The 14,392-nt window shown below is 67.6% G+C and carries 12 protein-coding genes; 3 read left to right on the plus strand and 9 right to left on the minus strand.

Annotation, left to right across the window (positions count from 1 at the left end; translation table 11 throughout):
• Positions 1-57 precede the first annotated feature (57 nt).
• The 9 genes from D105_RS0103105 to rnhB form a co-directional block, all read right to left on the minus strand.
• The gene (locus D105_RS0103105; protein WP_018877455.1) at positions 58-1,734 is read right to left on the minus strand and encodes a SpoIIE family protein phosphatase; all 1,677 of its coding nucleotides are present in this window, start codon (positions 1,732-1,734) and stop codon (positions 58-60) included.
• On the minus strand, positions 1,734-2,543 hold the full coding sequence (locus tag D105_RS0103110) for a GGDEF domain-containing protein (protein ID WP_018875549.1): 810 nt from the start codon (positions 2,541-2,543) through the stop codon (positions 1,734-1,736). Before D105_RS0103110 ends, D105_RS0103105 begins: the two co-directional genes overlap by 1 nt.
• Before the next feature lie 59 nt (positions 2,544-2,602).
• The gene (locus D105_RS0103115) at positions 2,603-2,995 is read right to left on the minus strand and encodes a DUF1987 domain-containing protein (RefSeq protein WP_018877456.1); all 393 of its coding nucleotides are present in this window, start codon (positions 2,993-2,995) and stop codon (positions 2,603-2,605) included.
• The gene (locus D105_RS0103120; protein ID WP_019583900.1) at positions 2,995-3,585 is read right to left on the minus strand and encodes a SiaB family protein kinase; all 591 of its coding nucleotides are present in this window, start codon (positions 3,583-3,585) and stop codon (positions 2,995-2,997) included. The genes D105_RS0103115 and D105_RS0103120 overlap by 1 nt, the downstream gene beginning before the upstream one ends.
• Positions 3,578-4,297: an ABC transporter substrate-binding protein gene (locus D105_RS0103125; protein WP_018877457.1), complete on the minus strand. Its 720-nt coding sequence runs from the start codon at positions 4,295-4,297 to the stop codon at positions 3,578-3,580. The genes D105_RS0103120 and D105_RS0103125 overlap by 8 nt, the downstream gene beginning before the upstream one ends.
• Before the next feature lie 105 nt (positions 4,298-4,402).
• Positions 4,403-5,608: a tRNA lysidine(34) synthetase TilS gene (gene tilS / locus D105_RS0103130; protein WP_018877458.1), complete on the minus strand. Its 1,206-nt coding sequence runs from the start codon at positions 5,606-5,608 to the stop codon at positions 4,403-4,405.
• A gap of 76 nt (positions 5,609-5,684) precedes the next feature.
• The gene (locus D105_RS0103135) at positions 5,685-6,650 is read right to left on the minus strand and encodes an acetyl-CoA carboxylase carboxyltransferase subunit alpha (RefSeq protein WP_018866978.1); all 966 of its coding nucleotides are present in this window, start codon (positions 6,648-6,650) and stop codon (positions 5,685-5,687) included.
• A gap of 95 nt (positions 6,651-6,745) precedes the next feature.
• Complete coding sequence (gene dnaE / locus D105_RS0103140; protein ID WP_018877459.1) at positions 6,746-10,219, minus strand: DNA polymerase III subunit alpha; 3,474 nt, start codon at positions 10,217-10,219, stop codon at positions 6,746-6,748.
• A complete protein-coding gene (rnhB, locus tag D105_RS0103145; protein WP_018866980.1) occupies positions 10,216-10,818 on the minus strand; it encodes a ribonuclease HII in 603 nt (200 codons plus the stop codon). The genes dnaE and rnhB overlap by 4 nt, the downstream gene beginning before the upstream one ends.
• Before the next feature lie 119 nt (positions 10,819-10,937).
• Here rnhB and D105_RS0103150 point away from each other — a divergent pair, with 119 nt between their 5' ends.
• From D105_RS0103150 to lpxB, 3 genes are read left to right on the plus strand one after another with little or no spacing between them, the layout of a single operon-like run.
• Positions 10,938-11,951, plus strand: a complete 1,014-nt coding sequence (locus D105_RS0103150; RefSeq protein WP_018866981.1) for a Gfo/Idh/MocA family protein — start codon at positions 10,938-10,940, stop codon at positions 11,949-11,951.
• Positions 11,948-13,045, plus strand: coding sequence for a DegT/DnrJ/EryC1/StrS aminotransferase family protein (locus D105_RS0103155; protein WP_018866982.1), 1,098 nt, complete (start codon positions 11,948-11,950; stop codon positions 13,043-13,045). Before D105_RS0103150 ends, D105_RS0103155 begins: the two co-directional genes overlap by 4 nt.
• Before the next feature lie 40 nt (positions 13,046-13,085).
• Entirely contained in the window at positions 13,086-14,252 is a 1,167-nt protein-coding gene (gene lpxB, locus D105_RS0103160; protein WP_018877460.1) for a lipid-A-disaccharide synthase, read from the plus strand.
• The last annotated feature ends 140 nt before the right edge of the window (positions 14,253-14,392 follow it).

Genomic DNA, 14,392 nt, shown 5'->3' on the forward strand with positions numbered 1-14,392 from the left:
CTGGCACGCGGGGTGGGCGGAAAACGCCTGAAAGAGTACCAGAGCACCCGCCCCTGCTCAATCGGAAGGCGGGGGCAACACCTCGTTTCGGGAACCCCGTGCCAGCGGGCGGAAGGCCACCAGGGTCATGTCGTCGCGCCGGGGTTCTCCGTCGCGATAATCCTCCAGTACACGCACGACAGCGTCGATCTTGGCGGACAAATCGCGGCCACTCTTCTCGGCCAGGACCTGGCGCAGCCGACGGCGCCCGAACAAGCGTGGCGGCTCGCCACCGACATGATCATGCGCACCGTCGGTGATCAGGAAGAATTCGGTTCCCGGCTCCACCGGCACCTCGTGGTCGACCGGCTGCGCGGGCTCCAGGCTGCGGTAGCCGAGCCCCCCGCGCACGCCGCGGATTTCCTCGATCTCGCCACCGCGTTCGATCATCAGGGGCAGCCCGACCCCGGCGAAGGCCAGCATCCGGTCTTCCGGCCGATAGACGCATACCGCGGCCTCAAGCCCGTCATCCGAATCCGAATCCTGACCGTCCTGACGCAGCCGTGAACGCACCAGCCGGTCCATCTCGCGCAGGATCGCGGAGGGTTCCAGCAGACGGTGTTCGTGCAGGATGCGGTCCAGCGCCGACGCCACCACCAGCGTGATGAACGCCCCCGGGACGCCATGCCCGGTACAGTCCGCCACCACCAGGATGCTGTGGCCGTCGATGGCCTCGACCCAGAAATAGTCCCCGCCGACCAGGTGCAGCGGCTCCCAGTAGATCTGCACCTCGTCCAGATGTCCGTCCAGGGCGTGCTTGTCCGGCAGCATCGCGGTCTGGATGCGCCGGGCATAGCGAATGCTCTCCACCACCAGGCGGTTACTGCGCTCCAGTTCCCGGTTGGCCTCGTCCACCTGGGCCATCGCCCGTTCGGTCTCGGCCTTTTCGTCTTCCAGCTGCCGGGTTCGCTCCTCCACACGGCGCTCCAGATCGGCGTTCAGCGCCTTCAGCTCTCCGCGGGCCCCGTCGCGCGCATCCAGCCCCTCCTGGAAGGCGCGCAGCAAGCGGTCCAGCGAGCGCCCCAGGGCCCCCAGCTCGTCATTCTCGTGATGCCCCAGGCGGGGCATGGGCCAATGGGCTGGCTGGTCCGGATCAGTATCCGCCACGGCGCGGGAGATCTTCAGCATCGGACGCAGCATGAGGAAGTAGAACAGCACCACGACGACCAGCGAGACGATCACGGCCTGGGTCACGCTGGTCACGACCCCGGTCTGCAGGCGCGCCACGAAGATCCGCCCCAGGACACCGGGGTCCAGCTCCATGCGCAGCTGCCCCACGCCCTGAACGTTGCCCCGGGTTCCCGGATGCGTTAGTTCAAGCTCGTGTGCCCGCAGGTCGCCAAAAAGCCACTGCGCCCAGTCCCCGGACGCGGCCTCCGCCGCCCGTTCGTCCTCGGCCAGAGTATTGCCAAAATCGTCGAGGATCTCCACCCGCCGGATCTCGTCGAAGACGAGCAGGCCCTGGACCAGCGAGTCGGCCTGATCGGCGCTCAACTGAAAGGCGGCCTCCGCCGCGGGCGGCTCGACCAGACGCTGCAGACGATCGACCTGGGCCTGGGTCTCGGCCCGGAAGGCATTCCAGTCGGAGGCAATGACGTAGGCGCTACTGAGGAGGCTGAGCGCAAGCGCGGCCAGCAGCGTGGCGACCGCCAGCTTGGCAACGAGGCTCCGGTTGCGGCGCCGGGTCTCCGGCATCATCCGTGGTCGCCGTGCGTCTGCACGATGACACGGTTGCGCCCCTCGTTCTTGGCGCGATAAAGCAGGTCGTCGGCGAGCGCGACCAGTTCACCGGCATCCGGCCAGGGATTCGTGGTCACCACCAGCCCGATAGACACCGCCAGGGACAGCGGCTCGTCCTTCCAGTGCAGGCGGGCGTTCTCCACCGCCGAGCGGATCCGTTCGGCCAGGGCCAGGGCGGCCTCGACGTCCAGGTCCGCGGCCACGACGAGGAATTCCTCCCCGCCCATGCGCCCCGCGTATTGTTCCGCCCCCAGTTCGCCGCGCAGGATCTCGGCGAAGCTTTCCAGCGCGAAGTCCCCGGCGGCATGGCCATGGGTATCGTTGAGGGTCTTGAAGTCGTCGAGATCCAGCATCATCACCGCGAGCGAGTGCGACGCGTCTCCCACGCTGTCGGCCATGCCCTCGACACAGTCGATCACACGGCGGCGCGAAAACAGGCCGGTCAGGGCGTCCTCCAGCGCCAGGCGCTCCAGCTCGGCCGTCAGGCGCTCGCGTTCGCGGACCTCGTCGGACAGGGCATTGTTGAGCTGGGCCAGGTGTTCGGCCTGTTCGCGCAGTTGCCGGTTGGCATCCTGGAGATCCGCCTGCATGCGATCGCTCATGCGCATCATGCGCCGCTGCGCGCGGTAGCTCTCGGAATAGGCCTTGGCGAGCACCTTCACCCCGTCGGCCACCGCGTCCAGCGCCTCCAGCATCTGCTCGGAGCGCTCCATGATGGCCTTTTCCTGCTCGAACAGGGAAAAGTCGGCCAGGCCCTCGTCCATCTCCTGCCCGTCGCGGGGCCGGCTGGAGGGTTTCATGGAGTCGTCACGAGAGGGGGCGGTCATGTCAGCGGACACATGCGGTAGTCGGCGTGCTCGAAGTCCTCGGAGAAATCCTCGCCGAACTCCTCCATGGTTTCGTCATCCTCGTGATAGCACCAGTTGATACGGACCTTCAGCCCGGCCTCCGCCCCGTCTTCCAGGATCTGGAACATGTTCATCAGGGCCTTCGCGGTGGACGAATTGAAATAGATCATTTCCACCGTGAATTCCACCTCGTCGCTGGCGCCGTCCTCGATTGCCTGGCGCAGCCCCTGGGTCAGGGGGCCGTAGAAGTTCGCCGCATCTTCCGGATACGACTCCCCCGACAGTCGGTACTGCCCGGCCGCGAAATCGAACTGCACCGCGGGGGTCCGGTCGGTTGCCTCGTGTTCAATGGTCTCGACGACTGCCATCAGATGTAGGCCTTCAGGACAAAATAGGATTGGGCATCGGAAATATGCTGAAAATCGAACTGGATCGGTTCGCTCGCCCGCCGTGCGATCTCGATCAGGCCGATACTGCCGCCCTTGCTGCCCTCGTCCGGCGGCTCGCGCAGTTTTTCCTTGTAGAAGCGGCGCAGCTCGTCGCTGTCCATCGCCGCCAGTTCGCGCAGGCGCGCCGCCAGGGTGTCGGCGTCCTTGCGCCCGATGACATTGCCGCAGATGACGAAGAAGCGGCCGTTCTCCGAGCCGACCGTGATCATCCCGGAGCTCAGCTCGACGGGGGGCTCGTCATCGTGCTCGATGCGTTCGGCCGAATACCGGATGATGTTCTGCACCTGCTCGACAAAGACCGAAAAGACCCGGTTCACGGTCTTCGTGTCGGTGGATTCGAGCCGGATTTTCTGGCGCAGCGCATCCCCCAGGGCCTTCAGGATGCCCTCGGAGATGTAACCGGTGAACGAAAAGATGATGCCGCGCCGGGTCATGTTGCGCTGAAACCCCAGCACCTCTTCGGCAATCAGGGTCGATGACGCCGCCTGCGCCTCGGCTGCCTCACTCATCTCGCTCTCCATTGCTGTTCAGTACGGCCTCGACGATCGCCGCGTAGCGTCCGTCGGCACGCATCGCATCCAGCTCTTCCTGCATGCGGTCCAGCGGCCCGCGCTCGGTCTCCGGGTGGCAGGCGAGCGACATCACCGTATCGTTGAACGCGAACAGGGATTCGAGTTCCCCAATCCCTTCCAGACGCGCGTACCACGGCGCCAGGTGCTCACCGCTCACCCAGACATCGATCCGGTTGGCCGCCAGCTTGCGCGCGTTCAGCCGATCATTGGGGGCGGTATCCACCGGAATCCCCTGACGTTCGACATGCAGGGCCACGGCATCGTCGCGATAGCCGCCCACGCGGTAACGCTCCAGTTCGTCCAGGGACGATGCATTCACGTCCGATCCCTCCAGCACGAATGCATGCCACTGGTTCTCGACCAGAGGCCCGACCCAGGTAAAAAGGTCCTCGCGCTCCTGCGTGCGCGTTGTCGAGAACACGCAGGTACCGGGGACCGACTGGGCCTCGGCATAGGCGCGGCTCCAGGGCAGCAGCCGGATCTCCGCGTCCACTCCGGCGGCCTCCAGGAGCTGATCCATCACGCGGATGGAGATCCCGTCCAGCTCCCCGGATTCGGTCTCGAAATTGAAGGGGGGATAGCTCTCGGTGGTCAGCGTTAACGTGTCGGCTGCCAGCGGCGCCGCCAGAAACGCCGCGGCCGCCAGCAAGGCCGTGCCCGTACGTCGCCCGCACTGTGCCGCGAAACCTGTCACGTGCCGCTCACCCGAAACCCATGAAGACGGCCCAAGAATTGTCCGATTCGGCCGGCTCCGTCAACTCCGCGCGTTAGCTCGGTCCGGCCAGAGGACTGCGACAATTACGCCATCCGCCTGACGCAACAACGGAATCCGCTGACGCGCCCAGGGCGGGATCCCGCGCTCCTGCATCAGCTTCTTCAGCGGGCGGTGGCCGGCCGGCGTCGCGACCCGCTCGCCCCCACGGCGATAGCTAACGGTCAGGGGGGCATCGGGCGCGACGCCGAGCTCCCGCAGGCCCGAACGCGTCAGGCGCCGCCCGTCCGCGAGCCGCAGTTCCGGCTGATCCGCGGGCCAGTCCTGATCAGGCGGAGGCTTCTGCCCTTCGCGCCCCTCCTGCCGCGGCCCGGCCCATAACTGATCGCGGTAGCGGCGCATCCAGCCTTCTTCCCATTCCACCCGCGGGCTGGCGTCGGGATTGTCCGCCACCACCTGACGCAGGAATTCCCCCAGGCGCGCGTGACCCGGCGGCCGCAGCCCCTGCGCCTGCAGCCAGTGCCGCACCAGCCCGCGGGCGGCCGCGCGATCCAGCCTGCGCACGTGCGCGAGGTCCAGGCCACCGGACTCCGGGTCCCATGCCGCCTCCATGTGATCGGCGAAATGCGTGCGCAGCTGACCGGCGACCTCCCGCTGCCAGCCGGCGGCCCGCGCCAGGCCGGTCACACTCCCGAAGCGTTCGCGCAACAGCGGCAGGACCGACTGGCGCAGGAAATTGCGATCAAAGCGCGCATCGCGATTGCTCGGATCGTCGTACCAGTCGAGACCCTCGCGCCGGGCATAGTCGACCAGCGCCTCCCGGGGAAGGTCCAGCAGCGGCCGGCCCAGCCAGGTGGCCCCTTCCCGTCGCAGTGGGCGCATCCCCCGCAACCCGTCGGGTCCACTGCCGCGCAGGGCCGCTAGCAGGAAGGTCTCGGCCTGATCGTCCGCATGCTGCGCGGCGAGGAGGATATCCGTTTCCTCGAGCCCGCCGCGCAATGCCACGTAGCGCGCCTCGCGCGCGGCGGCCTCCAGCCCCGACGGGCGCGGATCAAGGGGTTCCAGCCTGCAGGTCCGGAACGGGCAGTTCAGCGCCCTGGCCACCGCACGGCAATGCTCGGCCTGGCGCCCGGAGTCGGCCCGCAGACCGTGGTCCACGTGCATGGCCTCGAGACCGGGAATGCCCAGACGCACCGCCGCGTGCAGCAGGACGGTGGAGTCCAGGCCGCCACTGAAGGCAATGCGCACCCGCCGACGGGCAGGAGGGGGTTCGAGAAATGCCCGCAGCGCGGTGGCTACGGGATCGGGCGCCGGGGCGCCCCGCTCAGGAAGCGGCTTCTTGGAAGGCACCGTAGTCCATCAGGCGACGATAGCGCCGCTCGAGACGCTTGCCCGGATCCAGTCCCTCGAGGCCGTCCAGGGTCTCCAGGAGCGCGGTACGCAGGCGCGTCGACATCGCCTCCGGGTCGCGATGGGCACCGCCCAGAGGTTCCGGCACGATCCGGTCCACCAGCCCCAGCTCCTTCAGGCGCTCGGAGGTGATTCCCAGCGCCTCGGCCGCTTCCGAGGCCTTCTCCGCGCTCTTCCAGAGGATGGAGGCACAGCCCTCGGGCGAGATGACCGAATACGTCGAATACTGCAGCATCAGCGTGGCGTCCCCGACGCCGATGGCCAGCGCCCCGCCGGATCCACCCTCGCCGATCACCGTGGCGATGATGGGTGTATCCAGGCGCGCCATCACCCGCAGGTTGCGCGCGATGGCCTCGCTCTGCCCGCGCTCTTCCGCACCGACGCCCGGATAGGCGCCGGGGGTATCGATGAAGGTCAGCACCGGCATGCGGAAGCGCTCCGCCATCTCCATCAGACGCAGGGCCTTGCGATACCCCTCCGGCCGCGGCATGCCGAAGTTGCGGTACACCTTGTCCCGCGTCTGGCGCCCCTTCTGATGTCCGATGAGCATCACCGGGCGGCCATCCAGACGCGCCACCCCGCCCACGATCGCCGGGTCGTCGCCAAATGCGCGGTCCCCGTGCAGCTCCTCGAACTCGTCGAACAGATCGGGGATGTAGTCCAGCGTGTAGGGACGCCGCGGATGCCGCGACATCTGCGCGACCTGCCACGGCGTGAGCTTGGCGAAGATGCTCTCGGTCAGCGACCGGCACTTGTCCTCCAGGCGCTGGATCTCTTCCTGGATGTTGACCTCGGCGTCGTCGCCGACATAGCGCAAATCGCCGATCTTCGCCTCCAGTTCGGCAATGGGCTGTTCGAAGTCGAGAAAGTCCGGATTCATGCAGAGTCCCGAAGGCTTGTTGGTGGAGGCCAGCGAAAGACGCGAATTGTAACCAATCGCGGCGCGCGCCGCTCCCCGTGCCGATGCGCAGCGGTCTATCGACCGTACAGCACCTGCGCCTCGCAGTCCGGCCCCAGCGACTGCTGGATGCCGCGCAACAGGCGTTCGTCCGGCCGGATCGTCCAGCCCTCCGGCAGGCTGATATCGGCCTCCAGCCCATCCCGGCGGTAGCACATGTGCACACGGCAGGGCCCCTCGCGATGCGCCTCCATCAGCCCTCGCAGGTGGGCGACCTGTTCCGGCACCACGCCCTCCAGGCACAGGTGCAGCGCCCGCGCCCACTGCGCGCGCGCCTCGTCCAGGCTGTAGACGGCCCGCGCCCGCATGCGGGTACCCCCGGCATAGTCGTCCAGCGTGACGGTGCCTTCCGCGACCAGCAGCGCGTCCGGTTCCAGGCGGTCCTTGTACTGGGTGAAGTCGTCGTTGAACAGCACCACCTCGGCCCGCCCGCTGCGGTCATCCAGGGTAACGATCCCCATGCGCCCGCTCTGCGTGTTGCGCACGCGCACGCCGACAATCAGGCCCGCGATGCGCACGGTCTCCTGCTTACCGCGCCATTTCTGGCCCTGCGTCTCGTCGGGGCGATCCTCCAGTTTGGCCTCCAGGGCCTGCAGGGTGGTCCCGGTCAGGCGCAGCAGCTCCGCCCGATAGCGCTCCACCGGGTGGCCGGTCAGATAGAGCCCCAGGGTGTCCTTCTCGCCCCGCAGGCGTTCGTCATCGTCCATCTCCTCGAGGGTGGCGCTCTCCGGGATAACGGCCGCGGCCGGGTCGCCGAACAGGTCGACTACCCCCAGGCTGGCGTTGCGCTCCGTTTGCTCCGCGGCCGCCACGGCCATGGGGATATCGTTCAGCAGCGTCGCGCGATTCGCGCCCAGACCGTCCATGGCCCCGGCACGCACCAGCGTCTCCAGCGCGCGCTTGTTCAGCTTGCCTAGATCCACCCGCTGACACAGGTCCACCAGCCCGTGGAAGTCGCCGCCCTGCCCGCGCGCCTTCAGCAGCGTATCAATCGCGGACTCGCCCACACCCTTGATCGCCCCCAGGCCGTAGACGACGGTCTGCGCGTCGCGACAGGTAAAGCGGTAGTCGGACTGGTTCACGTCCGGCGGCAGGACTTCCAGCCCCATGTTGCGGCATTCCTCGATCAGCCCGACGACCTTGTCGGTGTTGTCCATGTCCGCGGACAGCACCGCCGCCATGAAGGGCGCCGGATAATGCGCCTTGAGCCACGCCGTCTGGTAGGCGACCAGGGCATACGCCGCCGAGTGCGACTTGTTGAAGCCGTAGCCCGCGAACTTCTCCATCAGATCGAAGATATAGGTCGCGACCCCTTCGTCGACCCCGCGTCCGAGTGCGCCCTCGAGGAAGATCTCGCGCTGCTTGGCCATCTCCTCGGGCTTTTTCTTGCCCATCGCGCGCCGCAGCAGGTCCGCGCCACCCAGGGTGTAGTTGCCCAGCACCTGGGCAATCTGCATCACCTGCTCCTGGTACAGGATGACGCCGTAGGTCGGCTTCAGGATCGGTTCCAGATCCGGATGCGGGTACTCGACCTGGGCACGACCGTGCTTGCGGTCGATGAAGTCGTCCACCATGCCCGACTGCAGCGGCCCCGGCCGGTAGAGCGCCACCAGCGCGATGATCTCCTCGAAGCTGTCGGGCTGCAGACGCTTGATCAGATCCTTCATCCCGCCGGATTCCAGCTGGAACACCGCGGTGGTCTGGTAATCCTTCAGCAGGCGGAAGGTGTCCGGATCATCCAGCGGGATCGCGTCCAGGTCGACCCGCTCCTCGGCATCCATCTTGCGGACGTTCTCGACCGCCCAGTCGATGATGGTGAGCGTGCGCAGGCCGAGGAAGTCGAACTTGACCAGGCCGACCGCCTCGACATCGTCCTTGTCGAAGTGGGTCACCAGCGATCCGCCATCGTCTTCGCAGTACAGCGGCGAAAAATCGGTGAGCGCGGAGGGTGCGATCACCACCCCGCCCGCATGCTTGCCGGCGTTGCGGGTCAGGCCCTCGAGCTTCTGCGCGAGGTCGATGATCGCGCGGACCTCCTCGTCCTCGTCGTACAGCGCCTTCAGGTCCTCGCTCTCGGTCAGGGCCTTTTGCAGGGTCATGCCCAGTTCGAACGGGATCAGCTTGGCGATCCGGTCGACGAAGCCATAGCCATGGCCCAGCACGCGCCCGACATCGCGCACCACGGCCTTCGCGGCCATGGTCCCGTGGGTGATGATCTGCGACACCTTGTCGCGACCGTAGCGTTCGGCGACGTAGTCGATCACGTCGTCGCGCTTCTCCATGCAGAAATCGACATCGAAGTCGGGCATGGAGACGCGTTCGGGATTCAGAAACCGCTCGAAGAGAAGCTCGTAACGCAATGGATCCAGGTCGGTAATACCCAGCGCATAGGCCACCAGCGAGCCGGCGCCCGAGCCACGCCCCGGGCCCACGGGGATGCCGTTGTCCTTGGCCCACTGGATGAAATCCGCCACGATCAGGAAGTACCCGGGGAACCCCATCTGGCAGATCACGTCCAGTTCCCGCTGCAGCCGCGCCTCGTAGTCCTCCTGCGGCGCAAAGCAGAAGCGCTCCAGGCGGGCGGCCAGACCCTTCGCCGAGGTCTCGCGCAGGTGATCCTCCACCGTGTACCCCTCGGGCACCGGGAAGTCCGGCAGCACCGATTCGCCCAGGGTCAGACTGACCGAACAGCGCCGCGCGATCGCGACGCTGTTGGCCAGGGCCTCGGGAATATCCGCGAACCGCTCCGCCATCTCCTCCGGCGAACGCAGGTACTGCGCCTCCGAATAGCGCCGCGGCCGCCGCGGATCATCGAGGGTCACGCCGTCGTGAATGCAGACCCGGGCCTCGTGGGCCTCGAAATCTTCCGGACGCAGGAAGCGGACATCGTTGGTCGCCACCACCGGCAGGTCGAAGGCCTCGGCCGCGGCCAGGGCCTGCTCGATCCAGGCCTCCTCGCCCGGCCGGTCCGAGCGCACCAGCTCGAAATAGAATCGCCCCGGGAAGCGCCGCATCCAGGGTTCCAGATCCTCGGCCAGCAGGGCGCGGGCGGTCCCTGAACCGTTCACGAACAACCCGTCGATGCCCCCCGACAGCGCGATCAGGCCCTCGGCCGCCGCGTCCAGCCAGGCACAGTCCACCCGCGGGATCCCCTTCTCCTGGCCTTCCTGCCAGGCCCGCGAGATCAGCCGCGTCAGGTTGCGGTAGCCGGGATCGTTCTGCGCCAGCAGCGTCATCCGTGCCAGGCTGCCGTCGGCGCGCGCATCGCGTACCAGCACGTCCGCCCCGATAATCGGCTGCACGCCCTGTGCGATCGCGGCGCGGTAGAACTTCACCAGCCCGAACAGGTTGCAATGATCGGTGACCGCGACGGCCGGCATGCCGCCATCGACGACGGCCTTCACCAGCGGCTTCAGCCGCACCAGGCCGTCGACCAGAGAGTACTCCGAATGCACCCGCAGGTGCACGAAGCCGGGATGGGCTTCGCTCATGCCCCGGCCTCCTGCTCCCGCGCGGCGATGGCACGCGCTACGGGCCCGAAGCTGCGCCGGTGCTGGGGACACGGACCCAGGCGCTCCAGGGCCTCGCGATGGGCCACCGTCGGATAGCCCGAGTGCCGGTCAAAGCCGTACTCGGGGTAGTCGCCGTGGAGTTCACGCAACCAGCCGTCGCGGGCCACCTTCGCGATGATCGAGGCTGCACTGATGGCCGCCACCGAACCGTCCCCGCCGACGATGGCCTCGGCCGTCCAGGGCCCCTCGGGGGTAAAGCGCCCGTCGACCAGCAGGTGCGCGGGTGCCAGGGCCAGACCGGCCACGGCTCGCTGCATCGCCAGCAGAGTGGCGCGGTGGATATTCAGTGTGTCGATCTCCGCGGCCTCGGCCCGCCCCAGCGACCACGCCAGCGCGTCCGCGCGGATCTGTACGTCCAGCGCCTCCCGGCGCCGGGCACTCAGCTTTTTGGAGTCGGTCAGGCCGGGACAGGCGTAGTCCTGCGGCAGAATCACGGCCGCCGCGACCACCGGCCCGGCCAGCGGCCCGCGCCCGACCTCGTCCACGCCGGCGACGTGGCGCTGCGCTGCCTCTGTCATGGAGTCTCCACCACGGTGAACTGCGGGCAATCATCCGAACACGACCATGCGCCGCGCCGGGGATCCGTTACAATAGCGCCGAAAATCCTAGCACACCCCCTCCGGATCCGAGCCTACCCATGTCCCAATCCCCGTTACGCTGCGCCGCCATCGGCGTGGGCCACCTCGGCAGATGGCATGCCGCCAAGTACGCTGCGCTGCCGGATACCGAGCTGGTGGCCGTGGTCGACGCCGACCCCGAAACCGCCCAACGCGTGGCGGCCGACAACGACTGCCGCGCGGAGACCGATCATCGCGCCCTGATCGGGCAGGTCGATGCGGTTTCCATCGCCGCCCCCACCACCCTTCACTACGACATCGCCCGCGATTTCCTCGAGGCCGGCTGCCACGTGCTCGTGGAGAAGCCCATCACCGCGACCCTGGAGCAGGCCGAGGCCCTGAACCGGATCGCCGAGAAGCAGGGCGTGGTACTCCAGGTCGGGCATCTGGAACGCTTCAATGCCGCCCTGCGCCGACTGACCGAGAGCCCGCTGCATCCCCGATTCATCGAGTCCCATCGCCTGGCGCCCTACAAGCCTCGCGCCACCGATGTCTCGGTCGTCCTGGACCTGATGATCCACGACATCGACATCATCCTGTCGCTGGTGGACGCGCCGCTGACCGAGATCCGCGCCTCCGGTGCCCGGGTGCTGACCGGCGACATCGACATCGCCAACGCCCGCCTGGAGTTCGCGAACGGCTGCGTCGCCAATGTCACCTCCAGCCGCATCAGCACCAAGTCCGAGCGCCGCATGCGCATCTTCCAGTCGCATGCCTACGCATCCGTCGACTTCCAGAATCGCATCCTGTCGCTGAACCATATCGGTGACCCCGATCCGGAGACCGGCGCCCCGGCCATCCATCGCGAGGAGAGTGTGTTCGACGAGGCCGATGCCCTGCTCGCCGAGATCCAGGCTTTCGTGGCCGCGGTCCGCGGCCAGGGTCCGGTCGTCGTCAGCGGCCGCGACGGCCAGCGCGCGCTGGAGACGGCCAGCCGCATCACCGACCTGGTCTATGAAAACCTGAACATCATGAGCCGGGCCGACGGCCCGCACAGCCACCTCGATGCGAACCCCACAGGAGTCAAGCCGTGATCCCGATGGTCGACCTGCAGCGCCAGTACCAGAGCCTGCGCCCCGAAATCGATGCCGCCCTTCAGGACGTGCTGGCCGGCGCCCGTTTCATCCTGGGCCCCAATGTGCAGACCCTGGAACAGGAACTGGCCGACTACCTCGGCGTCGAGCACGCGATCACCTGCGCGTCGGGCACCGATGCCCTGCATCTGGCCCTGGCCGCGGCCGGGATCGGCCCGGGTGACGAGGTCATCACCACCCCGTTCACCTTCATCGCCACGGCCGAGGCCATCCGCTACGTCGGGGCCGACCCGATCTTTGTGGACATCGACCCGCGCACCTTCAACATCGATCCGGATCAGGTAGAGGCTGCGATCACCGAACGCACCCGGGCGATCCTGCCGGTGCACCTGTTCGGCCAGCCAGCCGACATGCCACGCCTGCAGGCCATCGCCGAGAAGCACAAGGTGATGATCGTGGAGGACTGTGCGCAGTCCTTTGGCGCGACGGTCGACGGCGTGCAGACCGGTGCGGGCAATGCCTTCGGCTGCTTCTCGTTCTTCCCCAGCAAGAACCTCGGGGCCTTCGGCGACGGCGGCCTGGTCACCACCAGCTGCCCGTCGTCCGCCGAGGCCCTGCGCCGTCTGCGCAATCACGGTTCCAGCGAGCGCTACTACCACGACGAGATCGGCTACAACAGCCGGCTGGACGAGATGCAGGCCGCGATCCTTCGGGTGAAGCTGCCGCACATCGATACCTACAACGCGGAGCGCCGCCGGGTCGCCGCGCGCTACCGCGACGGCCTGGCCGGCCTGCCCGTGGAGGTGCCCTTCGAGGACGGTATCGGGACCCACGTCTACCATCAGTACACGCTGCTGACCGATCACCGCGATACCATCATGGAGGCCCTCAAGGCCGCCGAGGTCGCCTGCGCGATCTACTACCCAGTGCCCCTGCACCAGCAGAAGGCCTTCGCCGACCTGAAGAATCGCCCGGAATCGCTGCCCGTCACCGAAGACATCGCCGCGCGCTGCCTGTCGCTGCCCGTGTTCCCGGAACTCGAGGACGCGACCATCGACATGATCTGCGGGAAGATCCGCGAAGCCCTCGCATGACGCCACCCCGCCCCGCGCCGACTGGAGCCCCGCTCCGGCAATGACGCAGCATGTGGTGATCTGCGCCGGCGAAAGCTCGGGAGACGCCCTCGGGGCGGGGCTGGTCCACGAGCTCTCCGCGCTCGAGCCCGGACTGCGCTACTCGGGCATGGGCGGGACACAGATGCGGGCCGCCGGCGTCGACACGCTGATCGACGTCTCCGAGCTCGCGGTGGTCGGCCTGGTCGATGTGCTGGTGAACTACCCGCGCCTGCGCCGGCTGTTCCGGCGCATGAGCCGCCATCTCGAAACCGAGCGTCCGGACCTGCTGGTCCTGGTCGACTACGTGGAGTTCAACCTGCGCCTCGCGGCACATGCCCGCCGCCTCGGGATTCGTGTGCTGTTCTACGTCAGCCCGCAGCTTTGGGCCTGGCGCTCCGGGCGCATCAAGCGCATTCGCCGCTGCGTCGACGCCATGGCGGTCCTGTTCCCGTTCGAGACCGAGGTCTACGAGACCGCCAGCGTACCGGTGCGCTATGTCGGCAACCCGTTGGTGGACCGGGTGCAACCGCCGCAAACACCGATTCGGGAAACGCTGGACCTGCTGCCCGAGACGCGACTGGTCGGCCTGTTGCCCGGCAGCCGGAGCGGCGAACTGAAGCGCCACTGGCCCATGCTCGTAGACACGGTCCGGCGCATCCATGCCGCGCATCCGGATGTACGGTTCGTGGTTTCGATGGCACCCGGGGTAACGACCGATCGCTTGACCGAGCTCGCGGCCTGGGACGACCTGCCCCTGCAGTTCGTGGGAGGTGATACGCAAACCCATTCCCTGATGGCCGGGGCGGATCTCCTGCTGATTGCCTCCGGCACAGCCACGCTCGAGGCCGGACTGCTCCAGGCCCCGATGCTGGTCTTCTACCGGATGGGGGCCGTGAGCCATGCTGTGTTCTCGCGCCTCGTTCGCCTCGAGAACATCGCCCTGGTCAATATCGTCGGGGGCGAGCGCCTGGTACCCGAGTACCTGCAAGAAGATGCCAGCCCCGAGCGCCTCGCGCGGGATGCCATGAGCCTGCTCACACACCCCGAGGAACGGTTGGCCATGCGTGAACGGCTGGCCCGCGTGCGAGAACGCCTGGGGGATGGTGGGGCCGACCGCCGCGTCGCCGAAATGGCGCAGGAACTCCTCCAGCACGGCCATCTGTTGACTAGGGAGACGCTGATTTAATCACAGAGGACACGGAGTGCACGGAGAAGGGAAAGGTCAAAGGCGGTATACAGGAAGCTGGGAAGGCAGGAAGGGGTTACAGGGGTGAGGCGCCGGTGGGCTCGGGGGCATCTGGGAGCTCCTGAGGGAGCGTGGCTGCG

The sequence above is a fragment of the Thioalkalivibrio sp. ALE28 genome (assembly GCF_000377425.1).
Classification (GTDB): Bacteria; Pseudomonadota; Gammaproteobacteria; order Ectothiorhodospirales; family Ectothiorhodospiraceae; genus Thioalkalivibrio.